Raw genomic sequence first — 20,388 nt, 5'->3', positions numbered from 1 at the left:
ATGAAAATAGGCAAGCAGGGAATGCTCCTTTTGGAGGTGGCCTGCGCCGTATCGATTGTAATGCTGCTGTCTGGCGCTGTATACATGTCGGCAAACGTAAGAAAAGCGAATGTGGATTCCTTTGCAAGGAGAATGTGTTCGGATATTAGATATGTCAGGATGAGAAACATATACGGCGATGACACAGCGAAAATAAAGTTTCAAACGGATTCTAAAGGGCACTGCGGGTACACCCTTTACAAGGAGGGAGTGTTGGAAAAAGAGGAAAAGCTGCCAGGTGATGTCAGATTCACATCGACTCTTGGCACTCTTGATTTTACACTTGCAGGAACTCTCAAGGGAAGCGGGGACACAATCAGGATTACAGACGCAGTGACAGGGTATACGAAGGTTGTTACAGTAGTACCCTTTAGCGGCAGAACTCTCATAAGGGAAGGCATATATGCGTATGAATAAGAGGGGATTTTTGCTTATGGAGGTTGCTGCGTACGCTTTCCTGACTATGCTGCTTGTTCTTATGAGCCTTGAAATGCTGACAGGACTGAAAAACATATATGCAAAAGCCGAGTCTGAATCTGAGCTTCATGAAAATGCCATGACGGTGCAGCATTTTATAGAAGCGCGGCTTTACGGAGCCTCTAGCATAACTGCAGTTACAGGAACTAACGGAAGGAAGACGGCATGGGGTGAATTTTCGAGAGGCGATGTTGATGAAATAAGCTTCAAATTCGGAGAAGAAAATGTGGGAATATATTTGAACAGGAGCACGAAGAAATTATTTTGCATAATTGGCGGAGCAAAGCCCGGATACGAATTCGCAAACTACGTATCCAAAATGAGGGCTGAAAAAATTCAGGATGAATCAGGAGTAAGGCTTGTATTATTGCTGGAAAAAAATAATTGCTCTATGGAGACTGAATTCTTGATTTTTATAAGAAACTGCCCGTAAAATATAGAATATGTTATACTATCATACAAATAGACGCGTCATGAAAGGGAGTAGTTTTATGGATTCGGTTAAAAGTATTTCGCTTGTTGGATTCATGGCGAGCGGAAAGACTACTGTGGGCAAGCAGCTGGCCAAGAGACTGGGATTCGAATTTGTGGATACTGACGATTTGGCCGAAAAGTTTGAGGGAAGGACAATCAGCTCCATGTTTGAGGATTCTGGAGAGGCATATTTCAGGGATGTCGAGAGCAGGATTCTCCAGGAGGTTCTTTCTGAGCCAGGGAGAGTAATATCAACTGGCGGAGGTATAATCCTGAGGGAAGAAAACATAATGGCCTTAAGAGGCGCTTCGATAGTTGTATGGCTCAAGGCAAGCCGTGAGACTATACTCAAGAACCTGGGAAGGACGGAGGATAAGAGGCCTTTGATGAGGAAAGGTGAGGCAGAGGAACGGATAGACAAAATACTTCCTGCCAGGATAGAAAAATACAGGAAGGCGGCCCACATAACAGTAGCTGTGGATGGCAAGTCGCCTGCTAATATAGTGAGTGAGATACTGTTCAATCTTAAGAAAATGTGATATTATAGCATTGTAATTTTTTAGGTATGATGGGGATTTATATTCCTTGTTTCGTTGCATTGCAGAGTATTTTGCGACATTTATATATTTCGCCCCGTTTTGAGTTTAGGCAGAGGAATTTAATATTATGGAGGTAAGATATGATATCAGCAAGTGAATTCAGAAAAGGAATAACATTTGTAAAGGATGGCCAGCCTTGTTTGATTGTTGACTTTCAACACGTTAAGCCGGGAAAGGGCGCAGCATTCGTAAGAACAAAATATAAGGATTTGAGAACTGGAGCGACAAGGGAAGAGGCGTTCAACCCGAGTGACAAGTTTCCAAAGGCCAACATAGAGACTAAGGAAATGCAATATCTTTACAATGACGGAGAGCTTTACTATTTCATGGACAATGAGACTTTCGAGCAGGTTCCTTTGTCGTTTGAGCAGGTTGAGGATGCAATAAAGTTCATAAAGGAAAATGACAGCGTAATCATAAGATTCTTCGAAGGTGCTGCATTCCAGGTAGAGGCTCCAAACTTTGTAGATCTTGAAGTTATAGAGACAGAGCCGGGAATAAAAGGCAACACGGCATCTAACGTTACTAAGGCGGCAACAGTTGAAACGGGTGCGGTTGTTCAAGTGCCTCTGTTCGTGAACACGGGAGACAAGATAAAAATAGATACAAGAACAGGTGAGTATCTTTCAAGAGCATAGATTTAGAGGTGGGCAGATGAATATATCTGCCTTTTTTTATTTTTATTAAATGAGGCATCGAAAAAATCATGTGTTAGAAAAACGGTTAATGAAGGTATATAAACAAATAAGGCTATTTCATATAGTTTTTGCAGTTGTGAATATGATAAGTAAGGGGGAGCTTATGAAATATGATAAAATAAAAAAATTGGATCAGCTTATCGAAGATGGCATTGGATTCGAAGAGGATGACAGGCACACGCTCAAATACATAGAATGGCACAACAATTGTTTTCATGCTATAAGAGACATTTATGAGCAGTCTTCGGATGAATACAAGGTCTTGCGTGAAAGTCAGTCGATTGAGAGCATTATACTGAATCTGAAGATAATATCAACAAGGGAAAAAGCAAAACTCCTGCAGGAAGGTGAAGGATGCCGCGATTGCGCCGAGATTCCGGATGAAGATACTATAGGCAGCGATGTGGGGATCAGGATACTCTCGAAGATAGACATGCTAAAAGAGAACAACGACAAAAAAGAGCAGCTTAGAAATCTTTTTAATATGGTCAGGAGGGAGCTCAAAAGCGAAGCCGTGAACTGGGAACGGGTGAGCGAGCTTTTAAAAATGAGCTTTGATTTCGGGATGGATGTGGCTCCCGATATAGTAGAATTTGCAGACAGATACTATGAATCCAGAAACAGAGAAGAAGAATAATTTCAAATTCCGCATAAAAAACAGGCCGAAGCAAACGCAACGGCCTGTTTTTGTGGGAGAGTCTACACTCCCGACCTTTTCTTGAAATCTTCTTGTATCTGATGAAGTCTTTGCGTGCCTTCGTCCCTTTTTCTTTTCATATCCTCGTGGATTTGTTTGGTTTCCTCGATTCCTTTGACAATTGTGTTCCAGGTTTTTTCGAGCGTTTCAATGTCGAGCGCTCCGCCTGAAGACATGTGCGCCAGCATTTTGGACTGCAATGCTGTGTTTTCTGAGTTTTTGACAAGCAGCTCGTTGGTTTTCTCGTCAAGGGCCGCCATGGCTTTTGCCTGGATTAGCTGCCTTTTCAAAGTTATGGCTTGAATGAGCGACTGCTTGAATATGGGTATGGTTATTATGAATGCCGAATTTATCTTTCTAATCAGATTGTAATTGCCCTTTTGAATAAGCCTTATTTGAGGCATAGTCTGGAGGGAGACGTTTTTGGCAAGCTCAAGGTCGTAAATCCTTTGCTGCACCATTTCCTCCATATTCCTGGCGTTCGAAAGGTTGAGCCTATCCATCTGGTCGCCTGTCAAAGTCGCCTTGGATTCGAGTTGAGGAATTGTCTCCGATTGAATTTTTTGGAGGACGCTGCTGCCTGCTGTTATGTATTTTTCAAGTGTTTCGAAATACCCTATGTTTTTTTCGAACATTGAATCCAAAAGAGAGTTGGATTTTTTTATTTCTGATTCATATTCCTTCAGCCGTACATATATTTTTTCCATTTCGCCTCCCATTGAGCTGTATTTGCTCAGAAGCGCGTCTATAGAATCACGTGTTCTTTTCATAATGCGCACTATAAGGCCGGATTTTTGTTCCTCGCTGAAGTCGGAAGCGTCGAATTTATTCATGATTTTATTCAGCTGAACAAGAAGAGCCTCCGGATTTTCAAGAGATGTGATTTTTATGGTGTCTAGTATCATGTCGGAAAATCTGGAGATTTCATGTGCCGTTTTGTTGCCAAAGGCTGCTATTGTCTCGGGATTGTCGAGGTCGATTTCAGAGGCTATAATTGAAATTTCCGCAGAATTTCTTGCTGTCTTGGCAATAATGTCTGCTTGTCTTTGGGTGTCAAGTTCGAATGCATTTTCGCTGATAGTGCTGTCCATAAATAAATTCCCCCTCTCACTTTTTAAAAAAGGAAGCCACGTGCGATTTGGCTTTTTTGCCGCGCGTATTGCATTTGTATTTCAAGTCGGTGTAATCAAGGTCAGGATTTCGCTCTTTAAGGCGGTGGGTGTCAAAATAATAGCTGTTCATATAGATTTCGATGTCATTATGCCCGGATGGTGTAAGTACTAGTATGTCAAAGCCGCAAAGGTAAAAAAATGAAATGGCGGCACAGTCCTCAAACGAAACATTAGCCTCCCTGCCGATATATAGTACTATTTTGGGAACATCGAAGGGGTAATCAAAATTTTCAAGCAGTCCTATAAGGCTCTTGTCGAGGCTTAGAAGCATATGAAGCGTCCTGAGCGTGGTCTCTTCGCTGCGCGTTTTCAAAAGCAAATCGGATTCAAGAAGCTGCAGCAGTTTTTGCGCCATAGTTATTTGAAGCTGCTTATTTGAGCTTATAATCTCGAAAAAGTGGCTTGAAACAAGACTGTCCACATTTAAAGCGCCATTTTTTGATATGAAATTCATAAGTGCTGAGCCTGCTTTGGGCTGTAAAAGCCCATTCCGGGAATATCCTATGCAAGGCGATTCCGGGGATTTGTCTACAAAAGGCAGCTTGGGTGAAAAAAACATTTTTTCTGAAGAGAGGAACAGCTCGATGTCCTTTTCGTACTCACATATGTCCTTGTGGATTCCGCCTATCTTTGCAAAAAGATTGGGTATGGCAATGGTATCGCTACTGGCCTCGAAGCCTTGCCTGAATCTTGCCTCTTCGTTCCAGAGTATTTTAAGCTCCTCGTATGTGGTCTTGAGAGTCACGGGAGAGGAGGCGTATCCTTCAAACTGCCAGGGTTTGAAAATACCAAGCGAAGGATCGTAAAGCACTTTGGAAATCTCGGCCTGAGCTTTGAAGGCTATAGTCTCAAGCCTTGAAGAGCTTTCAGGCTCCTTTTTATCACGGTCCATATCCCTATCCCCCTTTGTCTGGCGCTAGATTAATTACATGATATGTATACCCGCATAGGGGGCGTTCATAGCATTATTGCGTGCATATTTAATAATTGGAATGAACAGGACATATATTTGTGGTATATTTATATTAAATATATGATTATATGTGAACAAAAAGCAGCTTATATGGAGAACTGTCTGCTTATTTATGAAAATTCGATTTGAAATTATTTTAGATATATGAGGAAGGTGTTAGGCGATGAATCATGATGTTAAAGGACTGTCCGCGCTTGAGCCTGGAAGCAGGGCGGACGGATTCTTTCTTGTGAAATCAGTGGAGACAAAGACTGCCAGCAACGGAAAGAATTATATAGATTTTTTGCTCTCGGACAAGAGCGGGGATATAATGGGAAAGCTTTGGGAAAGCACACCTGATGACGAAAAGGGATTTGCCGGGAATTCAATAGTCAAGGTCAGGGGGGTGGTCAACAAGTGGAAGGATTCGGTGCAGCTCAAGATTGAGAAGATACGCAACATAACAGGTGAGGACGGCGTAAACGTTGAGGATTTTGTCAGGTCAGCCCCCTATGAAGGCGAGCAGATGTACAATGTGATGCTGGGTTACATCTCGAAGATAAAATCCGAAGACATCAAAAGAATAGTCGCGCATATTGCAGAAAGCAAAAAGGAGAGACTTCTATATTATCCTGCGGCGAAGTCGAACCACCATGCCATAAGAGCGGGGCTTTTGTACCATGTAACCACAATGCTTGCATCGGCAGAACTGCTGCTTGGGATATATGATTTTTTGGATCCGGACATACTTTATGCGGGGATAATACTTCACGATATCTCAAAGCTCGATGAGATGGATGCAAACGAGCTTGGAATAGTCTCGGACTATACGGTTGAAGGCAAGCTGCTGGGGCATATAATTCAGGCGATAAAGGAGCTTGAATTGGCAGGTGCTGCTCTTGGAACAAGCAAGGAGGTCCTCCTCGTGCTACAGCACATGATACTTTCGCACCACTATGAAGCGGATTTTGGGAGCCCTAAAAAGCCTCTTATACCAGAGGCGGAGATGCTGCATCATCTGGATATGATAGATGCCAGAATGTATGACTTTAAAAATGCCCTTAGTGATGTCAGTGCCGGCGATTTTTCGCAAAGGGTATGGAGTCTTGAAAACAGGGCTGTGTACAAACCGTCGCTTTAGTTTTGAGATGAGTTTTGCTTTATTTTTAATCTGGCAAGGTGTATAATTAAAATAAATTTTATATATAAATATTATATCGAGGGGGAAAGGGTTTGAACTTGCGAAACGAGTATAAAAACGCATGGGAAATGATTGGCGACAGCGAAAAAGAACAGGTCATGGGCTATTGTGAAGGGTATAAGAAATTCCTGGATAAAGGCAAGACTGAAAGGTCGTGCACTGACTTCATACTGCAGGCAGCTGCAAGGAATGGATTTGTACCTTTCAGCGAAGTCAAAGAGATAAAGCCGGGCGACAGGATATATTTTGAAAACAAGGGCAAGGGCGCGGCACTTTTTGTAATAGGCAGCGATCCAACCGAAAATGGTATGAACATTGTGGGGGCTCATATAGATGCGCCAAGGCTTGACCTAAAGCCTATGCCTCTTTACGAGGATTCGGAAGTTGCGCTTTTTAAGACGCATTACTATGGCGGAGTAAAAAAATATCAATGGACATCCTTGCCGCTCAGCCTTCACGGAGTCGTTGTAAAGACTGACGGAAGCAAGGTTGACATAGCTATAGGAGAAGACGAAAGCGATCCGGTGTTTTATATATCTGATCTTCTTATACACCTTTCAAAGGATCAGCTGTCAAAAAAAGCGTCTGAAGTAATAACGGGAGAAGGGCTCAATGTCTTGGTGGGGAGCATTCCGATAAAGGATGAAGGCGATAAAAGCTCTGTTAAGCTCAATGTGCTAAGGCTGCTTAACGAAAAATACGGAATAACAGAAGAGGATTTTGTCAGTGCGGAGATACAGGTTGTACCTGCCGGCAAGGCCAGGGATGTAGGCTTTGACAGGTCGATGATTGCAGCATACGGACATGATGACAGGGTGTGTGCATATGCCGGGCTAAGCGCAATTATGAATGTAAAAGCGCCTGTAAAAACTGCGGTTGCACTTTTTGTCGACAAGGAAGAGATAGGCTCAGTGGGGAATACAGGCATGGAATCCATGTTCTTTGAAAACGCCGTCGCAGAGCTGATATATCTCGAGGGAGACTACAGAGAGATCAAGCTTAAAAGGGCTTTTGCAAATTCTAAGGCAATATCTGCAGACGTCACAGCAGGTTTTGATCCTAACTATCCGGAGGTTATGGATAAGACAAACAGCGCATACATTGGAAAAGGTCTTGTCATATCTAAATACACAGGCTCGAGAGGCAAGTCAGGCTGCAACGATGCAAATGCGGAATTTGTGGCACTGCTTAGAAGGATTTTCAAGGAAAATTCTGTAGTGTGGCAAACCGGCGAGTTGGGTAAGGTGGATCAAGGCGGAGGCGGAACAATAGCCTACATACTGGCAAATTACGGAGCCGAGGTTATAGACTGCGGAGTAGCCTTGTTTGGAATGCATGCTCCATACGAGCTTGCAAGCAAAGTCGATGCATATATGGCAAGCAAAGGATATGAAGCTTTTTTAAAGGAAGCCTAGTATATTGATGACAAAGAGCCTCCGCTGTGACTGTTTGATATTTAAGAAAAGACAATCGCGGCGGAGGCTCTTTGTAGTATATGCAAAAATTTAGAGTTCTCAGGAATTCAGCTGAAATTCCTCTAGGGTCTGGCAATCATATGTTTATTGATTCAATTACATGTTCTTTGAATTTCTCTTCAAGAGGAGCGAGCGTTCTCTTTTTGGGGTATGCAAAATAGAAGTTTCTTTTAAGTTTTAGGCTCTTAATATTGTATATTTTTAATAGACCGAATGTTTCCTCGTCCGTTACAGCAGCTCTTGAAATAATTGAAACTCCCATTCCTTTTCGGACCATTTGCTTTATGGATTCTGTATTCTCTATATGCGCGATGACGTTGAAATTATCAAGTGTAAGCTTGTTCTTCTCAAGCTCTCTCATGAACAAATCCCTTGTACCGGAGCCAGTTTCTCTCATTATAAGCGGGATATTCTTGATGTCCTTTATATCTACTGCGCCGTCTTCATTTTTAAGCTGGATATCGCAAGGTGCAATGAGGATGAGCTCGTCGTCGGCAATGTTGACGTATTCAATCTGCGAATTGCTTATTCTGGCACCAACAAAACCAAAGTTTGCTTTCTGATTGAGTATTTCATCTATCACGTCGCTTGAATCGAAATGCTTTAGAGTGTATTTCACATGAGGGAATTCCTTGCTGAATGACTTTATTATTTCAGGAACAATGAATTCCTCCGGAATCGTGCTTGATGCAATTTCTATGAGGCCCTCTATCTTGCCCTTGTACTCGCCGAGGGTAAACATAGTCTTTTTCTTTGTGTTGATCATATCCAAGGCGTAATCGTACAGAATGTCGCCCGCCTTGGTCAGCGATATTGTCCTGTTGGATCTGTTTATGAGGATTGTGCCAAGTTCTTTTTCGAGGTTCTGGATGTGGTTTGTGATTGTAGGTTGTGTAAGGAAAAGCTCCTTTGCTGCCTTTGAAAAGCTCTTGTACTTTGCTATTGAGATGAAACTCTCGAGTTGCTTGAAATCCATTTCGCCACCTCTTTCCAAAATTATTTTGTCCTGCGAAGAGATCAAGACAATAATGATTATAGCAGATAAGAATTATTAATTGAACGCTTTTTATATAAATAAAAATTTATAATGAAATGGATGCACACAGGCGAAAAAATGATTTTTAATTCACAAAGACGTTGAAGCTGCTGAGCTGGATTTAAAATATAAAATCTCGAGTGAAAGCGATTCATGAAAAACGGAGCGAAAAATCCATAATAAGGAAAAAATAAAATGGCACGAAAGACAGAATGTACTAAGATTGTGTTTTGCATCATGCAACAAGCAGTATAATATATATTATGCGCAACGGTTGCTTGCTTGACTCAGTTGCATTTAACGTGATAACATAATATGATGTGGAAAAATAAATAGTTATATTTGATATATAATGAAGGAGAGATATAAATGTCTAATGCTTTTGTTGCAATAGTAGGGAGGCCGAACGTAGGTAAGTCCACCCTGTTTAATAAACTTGCGGGGAGAAAAATCGCCATCGTAGAAGACAGTCCCGGCGTCACAAGAGACAGAAACTACACGCGCGCTGAATGGCTAAACAAGCACTTTACGCTTATAGATACGGGCGGAATAGAAGTGGGCAGCGAAGAGCTGATTCCGTCGCTTATCAAAAAGCAGGCCCAGATGGCCATAGAAACAGCCCATGTTATAATGTTTGTAGTCGACGGAAAGGAAGGCGTGACGCTGGGAGACAGGGAGATTGCCCAGATCTTGAGAAAAAGCAGCAAGCCTGTAGTGCTGGTTGTAAACAAGGTGGACAACAGCAAGATGTCGGAGAATTTCTATGACTTTTACGAGCTTGGCTTTGGAGACCCAATAGAGATATCGGCCTCAGTTGGCCTTGGAATAGGAGACCTTCTTGACAAGGTGGTTGAAAACTTCCCTGATGATGTAGACCTGGAAGAAGATGAGTATCTCATAAAGGTGGCTATTGCCGGCAAACCAAATGCGGGCAAATCTTCGATACTTAACGCCATACTCGGCGAGGAGAGGGTAATAGTAAGTCCGATAGCGGGCACAACAAGGGACTCCATAGACACCTACTTCGAGCATGGTGAAGACAAGTTCCTGTTTATAGACACGGCGGGAATAAGAAAGAAAAAGAAAGTGGATGACGACATTGAAAAATACAGTGTTCTCAGGTCTGTTGCGGCCATAGACCGCTCGAACGTGGTACTTCTTGTAATAGATGCAACTGAGGGCGTTACGGAGCAGGATACGAAAGTTGCCGGCATAGCCCATGAAGAGGGCAGGGCTTGCATAATAGTAGTCAACAAGTGGGATCTTGTTGAAAAGGACACCCACACAATGAATTTATTCACAAAGGAAATAAAAAATAAGCTCGCGTTCATGACGTATGCGCCGCTTGTATTCATATCCGCAAAGACGGGGCAAAGGCTTTCGAACGTGCTTGAAAAGATAAAGTTCGTGGCAAACCAGCATTCAACGAGAATACCTACCGGAGTGCTAAACGAAGTCATAGGAGAAGCCATGATGCTAAAGCAGCCGCCTTCGGACAAAGGGAAAAGACTCAAGATATACTATGTGTCACAAACGGGCATAAGGCCTCCTAACTTTACTGTCTTCATAAACGACAGGGAGCTTATGCATTTTTCTTATCAGAGATATCTGGAAAACAGGATAAGGGAGAATTTTGGATTTGAGGGCACCCCTATAAGGTTCAACTACAACGAGAAAAAAAATAGAGACTAGAATCATACGGGAGGCTGATATCATGGAAAAGATATGTATATTGGGTGCAGGCAGCTGGGGAAGCGCGCTTGGAATACTCCTGGCTAAAAAGGGTTACGATGTTGACATGTGGTCATTAGACAAGGAACAGTGCGAAAGTGTCAACAGGACAAGGGAAAACGTGGATTTTCTTCCGGGCGTGGTATTTCCAAACAACATAAATCTCAGCAATGATCTTGGCGTGTCCGTGCAGGGCGCAAAGGCGGTAGTGCTGGCTGTGCCTTCCCAGGCTGTAAGAAGCGTGCTCAAATCGGCAAAGCCTTTCATAACCAGGGAGCAAGTGATTGTAAATGTGGCTAAGGGCTTTGAGAAAGAGACAAATTTGAGAATATCCCAGGTGTGCAAGCAGGAGCTGCCGGAAAACAACTTTGCAGTGCTTTCCGGGCCTTCGCATGCAGAAGAGGTCGGAAGGGACATGCCTACAACGGTAGTAGTTGCAGCCGAGGATATAAAGGTGGCCGAGCTTGTACAGGACATATTCATATCTCCAAAGTTCAGAGTATACACCAATGAGGATTTGATAGGTGTAGAGCTGGGCGGCACGCTAAAGAACATAATAGCATTTGGCGCAGGCATATCAGACGGCCTGGGCTACGGAGACAATACAAAGGCCGCTCTAATGACAAGAGGCATAAGGGAGATTGTAAGGCTCGGGGTTGCGATGGGAGCCAAAGCCACGACTTTCTCGGGACTTTCCGGCATAGGAGACCTCATAGTCACATGCACAAGCATGCACAGCAGAAACCGGAGGGCGGGCATACTTGTAGGACAGGGCAAGACTCTGGATGAAGCGCTTGAAGAGGTTAAGATGGTGGTTGAGGGCGTCGTAGCAACAGAGGTTGCATATGAAATATCAAAGAAGTATGATATTGACATGCCAATAACGAGAGAGATTTTCGGAGTCCTCTACGAAGGCAAGGATGTTAAAAAGTCTGTGATTGATCTTATGCTAAGAAGCAGAACTCATGAAATGGAAGATTTGAGCATATAGACAAGAAAAAAATGCCGCAAATATGCCTGAAAGGCAGATTTTGCGGTTTTTTTCTTTTATAATAATTGAAATAAAAACTGCATTACTATATATTAAATATATACGACTATTAATAAATTGCGAATGCAAAATAAGCATCTTGGAGTGTTGGGCTTGGGCAGAAAAAAACGCAGAGCGCAGAGAAAAATATTCAACTATTTAATTTTCATGGGGATTTTCAGCTATATTGTATTCAATCTTGTTATGAGCATAATAAATTCGAGCATACAAACGCACACTGTAAAAAAGGGTCAGATTGTAGAATACCTCCAAAAGGACGGATATGCTGTAAGGCAGGAGTCGGTGTTTTATACTAGCATAGGAGGAATTCCCAAATATCTTCACAATGAAGGCGACAGGATAAGCATAAATGACTATGTATGCGAGATACAAACCAATGAAGCTGACCAGATGCTAAGGCAGGAGGCGGATACAATCGCCAGAAGGCTTGAGGTGGTATCCTCCGGTGGCGCCCTTGCAGGGGTGACTCCGGAAAAGCTCGACAGAGGGATAGAGGTAAAGCGCAAAGAGATAAAAAACAGCATAACGATGGGGGCTTTCGATTCTGTAGAGAGGCTTAAAAAGGAGCTGCTGTTTCTTATGGATGAAAAGAGTATACTTTATGGCAGTCTTTCAGGCCAAGACTCAGGAATGCTTCAAAAAAAAGCTGATGCCATACAAGCAAAGATTCAGAGCTCTTCGCGTGTAATACCAACCACGATATCAGGAGTGCTAAGCTTCCAGGCTGACGGATTCGAAGGCAGTATGACGCCTGCGGAAATTGGAAAAATAGATTCGGATTTTTTGAAAACTCTGAGCAACAACAATGTCATAAAAAAGGACGGAGCTCTTGAAAAAGGTGATCCGGCCTTCAAGATAGCAAACAACCATTTCATGTACCTGCTTTTCATAGTGAATGAAAAAGAAAACAAGGAACTCAAGGTTGGGCAGGGTATATATGTTAAAAGCGGCAAGGAAACGGTTTATTGCGTAATAAAGGACATGTACAAGGATTCACAAGGCAAAAGCATAATGGTTTTCAAAACAGCATCGGTGCCTGCTGAATTTCTGGACAAGAGGATCCTCGGCTGCAGCATTGTGACAAAAAATGTATCAGGTATTAAAATTCCCAAGGCTGCGATTGCCACATTGGATGGAAAACAGGGAGTATACGTGATATCCGAAACGGGGCAGGCGACCTTCAAGGAGATAAAATGCCAGATAGGTGAGAATGAAGAGCATATTATTCTCGACTACAAGCGAATCGAGGCTGAAAAAATAGACACGGCAAAGCTTTACGATGAAATAATAATGAATCCTAAAAGGGTAAAGGAAGGCCAGAAGATAAGATAGGGGTGGAATATATGAGCTCATACATAGCAGACAATTTGAAGGAGATCAGTCAAAAAATACAAGCCGGCGCAGAAAAGTCTGGACGAAACACTAGTGATATAGTGCTGATAGCTGTGACGAAGACGGTGGATGAGGATAAAATAAACGAGGCAATAGAGCATGGGGTTACGGATATTGGCGAAAACAAGCCCCAGGAAATAGTGAGAAAGTTCGACAACATAATAGGAAATGTGAGATGGCATCTTATAGGGTCTTTACAGACAAACAAGGTAAAATATATAATTGATAAAGTGGATTTAATACATTCTCTCGACAGGGAAGGGCTGGCCAAGGAAATCGACAAGAGGGCAAAAGCGGCCGGCAAGATCATGGACTGCCTTGTCCAGATTAACATATCTAACGAGGATACAAAGCACGGCCTTGATGAGTCTGAGGTCGAGGATTTCATAAGAACAGTATCCAGCAGCTGCCCAAACATAAGGATAAGAGGCCTTATGGCCATGGCGCCGTTTGTAGAAGACCCTGAAGAATCCAGGATATATTTTAAAAAAATAAAGGAAATTTCATTGAAAATTGAGAATCTGAATATTCAAGGGGTATATATGGATTATCTGTCCATGGGTATGAGCAATGATTACGAGATAGCTCTGCAAGAGGGATCCAACATGGTCAGAATAGGGACTGCAATATTTGGAAATAGAAATTATGCTGTTTAGGAGGCTTAGATAATAATGTCTGGAAAAATGGTTGAAAAAATGAAGAGGCTTATGGGTTTTGAAGAGGATTTTGAAAACGATGTCTTTGAGGAAGAGGAAGAATTAGAGCAGGTTGCAGCCAAGGAAGTACCAAGAAACAGCAAGATTGTAAACATCCATGCAACTACGCAGATGAAGGTTATGCTCTATGAGCCGCTCAGTTATGAAGAGGTACCCGGCATAGTGGACAACCTTAAGGCCAGAAAGGCTGTCATAGTGAATTTGCAAAGTATTCAAGACAACGATACTGCAAAGACTATATTCGATTTTTTAAACGGAGCTGTTTATGCGCTTGAAGGTACCATACAGAAGGTTTCAAGCGGCATTTTCATATTGGCTCCAACCAATATAGACATAGATGCAAACATAAAGAAGGAACTCGAAAACAAGGTGCTTTTTCCTTGGCAAAAATAACTAATAGTAGCGGGGAGCATAAAAAATGTATGTTATAGTGAGGGCGCTAGGATATTTTGTGCAATTTTTGGAGCTAATGATTTTCATAAGGATAATAATGTCATGGGTCAGAGTCAATCCGTATTCGTCTTTTTACTCATTTGTATTCAAAGTTACAGAGCCAATACTGGGACCTTTCAGAGAGGGAATGAACAGGCTTATAAACACAGGCTCAATAGATTTTTCACCCATCGTGGCTCTGCTTGCCATAAGGTTTGTATATAATATGCTGGTGGGAATACTTCTTAGAATAGGGTTTTAGAATTGATTGACAAGACCAGGCTTACAGTGCATATAAGGGACGAGGAGCTGCGCCGCGTTGTTTTAAGTGTCATAGACAAGGCTCAAGCGGTCATGAAGACTCATGAAATAAAAACGACAGACTTTTTAAATCCCTATGAGTTAAAAAGCTCGGGGGATGTACTTAACTCTCTAAAGGGAGAGATTTCCTATATTACATACGGCGGTTATGAAGGCGCTGAGCGCAAATGCATAAGCATCATGCCTTGGTATGCAACTGCAGATTCTGTGGATGACGTGCCAATCAGGTGTATTGAAGTGAATGGAAGCTTCAAGTTCAGCGAAATTTCGCACAGGGACTATCTGGGTTCTCTCATGGGCCTTGGTATTAAGCGCGAAAAAATCGGAGATATTCTTGTACATGAAAATAAGTGCCATATAATTGTCAAAACTGAGATTTGCGACTATATAGTTTCAAGTTTCACAGGGGTGGCAAAATACAAGGTGAGCTGCAGCGTTATAGGACTAGATTCAATACTAGTTCCGAAGGCGGAATCCAGGCAAAAGAAGTTCACGGTGGCTTCAAACAGGCTGGATTGCATACTGGCCGGGGTATACAACATATCAAGAAGCGATGCGGCAAAGCTAATAGAAGGTGATCATGTAAAGGTTGATTTTGAACCTGCAGGCTCGGCTTCAAAGGCTGTGAGCGAAGGCAGCGTTGTTTCGGTCAGAGGCAGGGGAAGATTCAAAGTTGAGGAATTTGGAGATGTGACTAGAAAAGGCAGGATGTTCATGATTGCCAGCATATTGATATAAAAATATACACTCATAATATAGGAGGGTACATAGCATGATAACTCCATTGGATATTGAAAACAAGGAATTCAAGAGGGGCCTTAGGGGATACAAGGAAGACGAGGTCGATGACTTTCTTGATGAAATCAAGGAAGACTTCGAGAAGATATACAAGGAGAACATAGAGCTAAGAGACAAGATAAACATGCTTTCTGATCAGATTTCAAAGTACAAGGGGATTGAGGAAACGCTCAAGAATACGCTTGTAGTAGCTCAGAGCACAGCTGAGGAAGTGAGCGTCAACGCATCGAAAAAGGCACAGATTATAGTAGAGGATTCGGAGCTCAGAGCCAGAAAGATAATAGAGGAAGCCAATAACCAGGTAATACATATAATGAAGGAATATGAACAGGTAAGAAAAGAATTCAAGCTGTTCAAAAGCAGGTTCAAGTCCATGCTGGGAGAGCAGATAAAGACTATAGATGAAATTTTCGAAGAAATGCCAGATTCAAGTGCTGAATAAAGCACTCTTTTTTTTGTAAGGCTGAGGCATATGCATGCGGACGGAGGAATGGATAATGTTTGATATAATTGGAATAATAGGAGCCATGGACGAAGAGGTGGACATACTAAAGCACCACATGAAAATTGATGAAATAAGTCAGATGGCTGGCCTTGAATTCTGCCAGGGCAAAATGGAGGGCAGAAATATTGTGCTTGTAAGGTGCGGGATTGGAAAGGTTAATGCCGCCATGTGTACGCAGCTGCTAATAAGCGTTTTTGGAGCAGCCGCTGTCATAAATACAGGGGTTGCCGGAGCACTTTGTGACGAGCTGGACGTTCTGGATGTAGTTATATCTACAGATGCGCTTGAGCATGACTTTGACGCCACAGGATTCGGCTACAAGCCGGGCGAGATACCAAGAATGGAAACATCAGTGTTCGAGGCCGATCCCATACTTGTAGAAGCAGCGTACAAGGCTGGCATTGACAACGGTTCAGGCCATAAGGTTATGAAGGGAAGGGTCGTTACAGGTGATGTTTTCGTAAGCAGCAAGGATGTGAAGGATAAGCTGGTTGATGTCTTCTCGGGAGCATGCACGGAGATGGAAGGAGCGTCTGTTGCGCACGTATGCGCTTTGAATAAAATCCCGTTTGTTATAATAAGGGCCATGTCAGACAAGGCTGACGGTTCAGCGCATGTCAACTACAGCGAGTTTGTTGAGGCTGCGGCAGAAAATTCAAAAGACATGGTGCTGAGTATGCTTAAATCCATATAGCTCATAGAGGTGAAAAGGTGAATATTTTAATAATAGCGGTGCTTGTAGCGCTGGACCAGACGTTAAAGCTCTGGGCGCTGAGGTTTCTGGCCTCGGCTGGGAGCATTCCAGTAATAAGCGGCATATTCCATCTGACATATGTGGAAAACAGGGGAGCGGCATTCGGGGTGCTTCAAAACAAAAGATGGTTTTTCATAATACTCACAGTGGTGATAGTTTCGGGCGTTATGTATTTCATGCATAAAAACAAAGGAATGAACACGTATCTTAGGCTATCGCTTGACCTTGTAGTTGCAGGGGCGATAGGCAACCTGATTGACAGGGTAAGGCTGGGCTTCGTGGTTGATTTTCTGGACTTCAGGATATGGCCTGTATTCAACATCGCAGATATATGCGTAGTAGTGGGTGGAATATCGCTTGCGTATATTCTGCTTTTTAAAAGCGAAATGCTTGAAATTCGGGAGGGAAAGTTTTAACTCATGGAGCAGAGAAGTTTTTATGTGATGGAAGATGAGGAAGGCGGCAGGCTTGATGTATTCCTGTCTGAACAATTCGAGGATATATCGAGGTCGTACATTCAAAAGCTTGTAAAGGACGGCCTTGTCAGTGTAAACGGAAAGCTTGAAAAGGCAAAATATATTGTGCGTGAAAATGACACTGTAGAGGTCAACCTTCCTGACAGAAGCGAGCCAAAGCCGCAGCCTGAGGATATAAGGCTGGAGATAGTGTATGAGGATGACCAGGTGATTGTGGTTAACAAGCCACAGGGAATGGTTGTGCATCCGGCGCCGGGCAACAGCGAGGGGACACTTGTAAATGCGCTCCTCCATCACTGTGACGCCAGGCTCTCTACCCTAAACGGAGTGACAAGGCCGGGCATAGTCCACAGGATAGACAAGGACACATCGGGACTGCTCGTGGCCGCCAAGACTGACAGGGCACATGAAGAGCTGGCGAGCCAGTTCAAGGTGCACTCTATAGAAAGAACCTACGAGATGGTGTGCATAGGAAATGTCAAGGAAGAAAGATTCACTGTGGACATGCCAATAGGCAGAAATCCTTCGAATCGCCTGAAAATGGCCGTGGTCAATGATGGGAAAAATGCCATAACGCACTTTGAGGTAATAAAAAGATACGAAGGCTACACTCACATGAGGGCGAAGCTGGAAACGGGCAGAACCCACCAGATAAGGGTACACATATCGCATATGCACCACCCGATACTTGGGGATCCGATATACGGCCCGAAAAAGAGCCCCTTCAAGCTCTGCGGGCAGACGCTTCATGCGCGCACACTGGGATTTCTGCATCCAGTTACTGGAGAATATATGGAGTTCACATCGGAGCTTCCTGACTATTTTACGAAAATTCTGAAAGCACTTGAAAAATAATTACACGCGTTCCTGTCTGCCTCGGGAACCTTTTGTTTTGGGAGGCTTTTTTATGAGAGAAAAGGCAAGCATTATGGATGAAAAGGGCATAGCCAGGGCAATTACCAGGATAAGCCATGAAATAATAGAAAAAAATAAAGGCGTGGAGGACGTAGTTATAATAGGCATTAAAACCAGGGGCGTTCCTCTTGCCAACAGGATAAGCAATAAAATTGATGAAATTGAAGGCATACAGGTAAAGACCGGGGAAGTCGATATAACGCTATACAGGGACGACCTTAGCAAGGAAGAGCTGGATCCTGTCGTTCGCAGCTCAAATATTGAGTTTGATATAAACGACAAGGTTGTGATACTAGTTGATGATGTGCTCTTTACTGGAAGGACAGTCAGGGCAGCCATGGATGCGGTAATGGATGTCGGCAGGCCAAAGTCGATACAGCTTGCGGTGCTTGTTGACAGGGGGCACAGGGAACTGCCGATAAGGCCTGATTATGTCGGCAAAAATGTGCCTACTTCAAAAAATGAGATAATAAGCGTCAAGTTCCTTGAGACCGACTCAGAGGAGAATGTGTCGATAATCGAAATATAGAGAATTATTTGTAGAGCATTAAACTAAAGCTGGCTGCCGAAATGAATCATGTTCGTTTTGGAAGCCAGCTTTAGTTTTAGCTGTTTTTCTCGGAATCAGACGATGGCGAGTTTTTCTTTATGGCCACGAGGTCCTCTTCCGACGGAGTTACGTATATTGTCCGGTTTGATTCGTATATGACCATGCCGGGCTTGGCACCGCCTGGCTTTTTGACATTTTTGCGCTCTGTATAGTCCACGGGCACGTTGGCAGACATTCTGGCTTTGCTGTGGTATGCCGCCAGCATTGCAGCTTCGAGTATGGCAGTATCGCTTGCTTTTTTTCCGCCGGTTCTTATGATTACGTGTGAGCCGGGTATGTCCTTAGTATGCAGCCATATGTCGGAAGGAGCTGCAGTCTTAAGCGTAAGTATGTCATTTTGCTTGTTGTTTTTGCCCACGAAGATTTCAAAACCATCAGACGAATGGAATGAAAGGGGCTTTGAGGTTTTGGCCTTTTCGGATTCCTTCTTCTTGGTTTTGCCCTTAAGCCTGCTTTTCACAAGACCTTCCTTTATAAGTTCGTCGACTATCTCATCGAGCTCGTCTGTGCTTTCACAGTTTTCTATGCTGTAAATAATATTTTCAAGGTAATCAATTTCTCGTAGAGTTATTGTGATTTGCTTTTCAAGCTCCAGAGCTGCTGTTTTGAGCTTTGAGTATTTCTTGAAATATTTTTGGGCGTTTTGAGACGGCGTCCGGTTTTTTTCAAGGGGTATTTCCACCAGCGGAGAATCCTCTTCGAAAAAGTTGGAAACGCTGACACTTTCCATGCCGGGCTGTATCATGTAGATGTATGACGTTATAAGATCGCCGTAGAGCTTGTATCTGGAAGCATTTTCGGATTCGAGCAGCTCCTGCTTTTGCTTTTGTATCTTGTTTTGGAGTCTCTCGAGCTTGTTTGTCATGCTTTTTCGCAGGTTAATAGATTTTTGCTTCATGCGCTCCTTGAGGTCTCTTTGCATATAGAAGGTTTCCAGTATATCGCTGGGACTTTCGCTTTCAATAAATGAAAGCGAGCTGTAGAGCGTAAGTCTAGTAAAGCAAAAATCCACAAGCGTGTCTGTGGTTTTGTCTATAACTATCGAAGGTGAGAATATGCCGTTTTTAATCTGTCTAAAAAACCTGTCAAACGACTCATACAGGGAGTCGAGCTGCCTGCGCTCGAGCTGGGAGGAGTGTATGTCAAAAGGCAGAGAGCTTCTGTGGACTATCTCCTTTGCCACTATGGGGCTTATGCCCTTGAATGACCCATATATTGCTTTGAAGACCGGCGAATTTGAGCCTGAAATCCTGTCTTCGAATTCCTCCTTGCCAACGGGCTCCAAGGGATTCAGCTTGTCCTGAGGAGGAGGCGTTATATAGGTGTTTCCTGGCAGAATTTGCCTGTAGCTGCTTACGCTAAGAGGAATCCTCTTGATTGAATCCAGAATTCTGCCTGTAGCCGACTCGACAAGTATTATGTTGCTGTGCTTGCCCATTATCTCAATGAGTATGTCGATGTCTTTTTTTTGTTTTAGCTCGTCGAGCGTCTCCACTGTTATCTTTATTATTCTCTCGAAGTCTGGCTGTGTTACTGAGAGTATGCGGCCGCCCTGGAGATTTTTCCTTGAGAGCATGCAGAACATGGGCGGGGTGTTGGGATTTTCCTTGGCCGCGCTCTTTACAATATGCGCCCTGGGATTTGAGGAGCTGGCGCTCAAAAGAAGCCTTACGGATTCTCCTTTATTTCTTATGTTTATTACCATTTCATCGCCCTCGGGCTGATATATCTTTTCTATCCTTCCGCCGACAAGAACCAAGGAGAGTTCCTTGACAAGCGAATGGACAAATATTCCGTCTAATGCCATTGAGTACCTCCAAACAAAAGTATTTACAAATAATAGTATAAGCCAAACCGGCGGATTAAA

At 43.1% G+C, this 20,388-nt stretch carries 23 protein-coding genes; 19 read left to right on the top strand and 4 right to left on the bottom strand.

Annotated elements, in window-relative coordinates; translation table 11 throughout:
* From EAL2_RS07490 to EAL2_RS07470, 5 genes are all read left to right on the top strand, one after another.
* Positions 1 to 456, top strand: coding sequence for a hypothetical protein (locus EAL2_RS07490; protein ID WP_025435782.1), 456 nt, complete (start codon positions 1 to 3; stop codon positions 454 to 456).
* On the top strand, positions 449 to 949 hold the full coding sequence (locus tag EAL2_RS07485) for a hypothetical protein (protein WP_025435781.1): 501 nt from the start codon (positions 449 to 451) through the stop codon (positions 947 to 949). Before EAL2_RS07490 ends, EAL2_RS07485 begins: the two co-directional genes overlap by 8 nt.
* A 58-nt stretch (positions 950 to 1,007) precedes the next feature.
* Positions 1,008 to 1,529, top strand: a complete 522-nt coding sequence (locus EAL2_RS07480; RefSeq protein ID WP_025435780.1) for a shikimate kinase — start codon at positions 1,008 to 1,010, stop codon at positions 1,527 to 1,529.
* Between the two features lie 140 nt (positions 1,530 to 1,669).
* Positions 1,670 to 2,227, top strand: a complete 558-nt coding sequence (efp, locus tag EAL2_RS07475; protein ID WP_025435779.1) for an elongation factor P — start codon at positions 1,670 to 1,672, stop codon at positions 2,225 to 2,227.
* A gap of 163 nt (positions 2,228 to 2,390) precedes the next feature.
* Positions 2,391 to 2,924, top strand: coding sequence for a hypothetical protein (locus EAL2_RS07470; protein ID WP_038601938.1), 534 nt, complete (start codon positions 2,391 to 2,393; stop codon positions 2,922 to 2,924).
* A gap of 62 nt (positions 2,925 to 2,986) precedes the next feature.
* On the opposite strand, the gene EAL2_RS07465 is transcribed toward EAL2_RS07470, so the two are convergent.
* Positions 2,987 to 4,075, bottom strand: a complete 1,089-nt coding sequence (locus EAL2_RS07465; protein ID WP_025435777.1) for a toxic anion resistance protein — start codon at positions 4,073 to 4,075, stop codon at positions 2,987 to 2,989.
* 16 nt (positions 4,076 to 4,091) lie between these two features.
* The gene (locus EAL2_RS07460; RefSeq protein ID WP_025435776.1) at positions 4,092 to 5,048 is read right to left on the bottom strand and encodes a YceG family protein; all 957 of its coding nucleotides are present in this window, start codon (positions 5,046 to 5,048) and stop codon (positions 4,092 to 4,094) included.
* 244 nt (positions 5,049 to 5,292) lie between these two features.
* Between EAL2_RS07460 and EAL2_RS07455 the strand changes: the two genes are divergently transcribed.
* Positions 5,293 to 6,249 carry a 3'-5' exoribonuclease YhaM family protein gene (locus EAL2_RS07455; RefSeq protein WP_025435775.1) on the top strand — a complete coding sequence of 319 codons (957 nt, stop codon included), beginning with the start codon at positions 5,293 to 5,295 and terminating at the stop codon, positions 6,247 to 6,249.
* Between the two features lie 92 nt (positions 6,250 to 6,341).
* Positions 6,342 to 7,724, top strand: a complete 1,383-nt coding sequence (locus EAL2_RS07450; protein WP_025435774.1) for an aminopeptidase — start codon at positions 6,342 to 6,344, stop codon at positions 7,722 to 7,724.
* Between the two features lie 136 nt (positions 7,725 to 7,860).
* Here the strand turns inward: EAL2_RS07450 and EAL2_RS07445 are convergent, their stop codons facing one another.
* Positions 7,861 to 8,760 carry a selenium metabolism-associated LysR family transcriptional regulator gene (locus EAL2_RS07445; protein ID WP_025435773.1) on the bottom strand — a complete coding sequence of 300 codons (900 nt, stop codon included), beginning with the start codon at positions 8,758 to 8,760 and terminating at the stop codon, positions 7,861 to 7,863.
* 429 nt (positions 8,761 to 9,189) lie between these two features.
* Between EAL2_RS07445 and der the strand changes: the two genes are divergently transcribed.
* From der to pyrR, 12 genes are all read left to right on the top strand, one after another.
* Positions 9,190 to 10,512, top strand: coding sequence for a ribosome biogenesis GTPase Der (der, locus tag EAL2_RS07440; protein ID WP_025435772.1), 1,323 nt, complete (start codon positions 9,190 to 9,192; stop codon positions 10,510 to 10,512).
* 22 nt (positions 10,513 to 10,534) lie between these two features.
* Entirely contained in the window at positions 10,535 to 11,542 is a 1,008-nt protein-coding gene (locus tag EAL2_RS07435) for an NAD(P)H-dependent glycerol-3-phosphate dehydrogenase (RefSeq protein WP_025435771.1), read from the top strand.
* 153 nt (positions 11,543 to 11,695) lie between these two features.
* Positions 11,696 to 12,934, top strand: a complete 1,239-nt coding sequence (locus EAL2_RS07430; protein ID WP_025435770.1) for an HlyD family efflux transporter periplasmic adaptor subunit — start codon at positions 11,696 to 11,698, stop codon at positions 12,932 to 12,934.
* Between the two features lie 11 nt (positions 12,935 to 12,945).
* The gene (locus tag EAL2_RS07425; protein WP_025435769.1) at positions 12,946 to 13,650 is read left to right on the top strand and encodes a YggS family pyridoxal phosphate-dependent enzyme; all 705 of its coding nucleotides are present in this window, start codon (positions 12,946 to 12,948) and stop codon (positions 13,648 to 13,650) included.
* A 15-nt stretch (positions 13,651 to 13,665) separates the two neighbouring features.
* Positions 13,666 to 14,103 carry a cell division protein SepF gene (locus EAL2_RS07420; RefSeq protein WP_025435768.1) on the top strand — a complete coding sequence of 146 codons (438 nt, stop codon included), beginning with the start codon at positions 13,666 to 13,668 and terminating at the stop codon, positions 14,101 to 14,103.
* A gap of 25 nt (positions 14,104 to 14,128) precedes the next feature.
* Positions 14,129 to 14,404 carry a YggT family protein gene (locus EAL2_RS07415; protein WP_025435767.1) on the top strand — a complete coding sequence of 92 codons (276 nt, stop codon included), beginning with the start codon at positions 14,129 to 14,131 and terminating at the stop codon, positions 14,402 to 14,404.
* Positions 14,405 to 14,406: 2 nt separating this feature from the next.
* The gene (locus EAL2_RS07410) at positions 14,407 to 15,201 is read left to right on the top strand and encodes a YlmH family RNA-binding protein (protein ID WP_051489117.1); all 795 of its coding nucleotides are present in this window, start codon (positions 14,407 to 14,409) and stop codon (positions 15,199 to 15,201) included.
* Positions 15,202 to 15,235: 34 nt separating this feature from the next.
* Positions 15,236 to 15,703, top strand: coding sequence for a DivIVA domain-containing protein (locus EAL2_RS07405; RefSeq protein WP_025435765.1), 468 nt, complete (start codon positions 15,236 to 15,238; stop codon positions 15,701 to 15,703).
* Between the two features lie 55 nt (positions 15,704 to 15,758).
* Positions 15,759 to 16,460: a 5'-methylthioadenosine/adenosylhomocysteine nucleosidase gene (locus tag EAL2_RS07400; protein WP_025435764.1), complete on the top strand. Its 702-nt coding sequence runs from the start codon at positions 15,759 to 15,761 to the stop codon at positions 16,458 to 16,460.
* Between the two features lie 17 nt (positions 16,461 to 16,477).
* Positions 16,478 to 16,936 carry a signal peptidase II gene (gene lspA / locus EAL2_RS07395; protein WP_025435763.1) on the top strand — a complete coding sequence of 153 codons (459 nt, stop codon included), beginning with the start codon at positions 16,478 to 16,480 and terminating at the stop codon, positions 16,934 to 16,936.
* 3 nt (positions 16,937 to 16,939) lie between these two features.
* A complete protein-coding gene (locus EAL2_RS07390; protein ID WP_025435762.1) occupies positions 16,940 to 17,851 on the top strand; it encodes an RluA family pseudouridine synthase in 912 nt (303 codons plus the stop codon).
* A gap of 52 nt (positions 17,852 to 17,903) precedes the next feature.
* Entirely contained in the window at positions 17,904 to 18,440 is a 537-nt protein-coding gene (gene pyrR, locus EAL2_RS07385) for a bifunctional pyr operon transcriptional regulator/uracil phosphoribosyltransferase PyrR (protein WP_025435761.1), read from the top strand.
* Positions 18,441 to 18,516: 76 nt separating this feature from the next.
* Here pyrR and EAL2_RS07380 read toward each other — a convergent pair whose 3' ends face one another.
* Positions 18,517 to 20,328, bottom strand: coding sequence for an Rqc2 family fibronectin-binding protein (locus EAL2_RS07380; protein WP_025435760.1), 1,812 nt, complete (start codon positions 20,326 to 20,328; stop codon positions 18,517 to 18,519).
* Positions 20,329 to 20,388 lie beyond the last annotated feature (60 nt).

The sequence above is a fragment of the Peptoclostridium acidaminophilum DSM 3953 genome (assembly GCF_000597865.1).
In the GTDB taxonomy this organism is placed as follows: Bacteria; Bacillota; Clostridia; order Peptostreptococcales; family Peptostreptococcaceae; genus Peptoclostridium_A; species Peptoclostridium_A acidaminophilum.
This window is presented reverse-complemented; position numbering and strand designations above follow the sequence as displayed.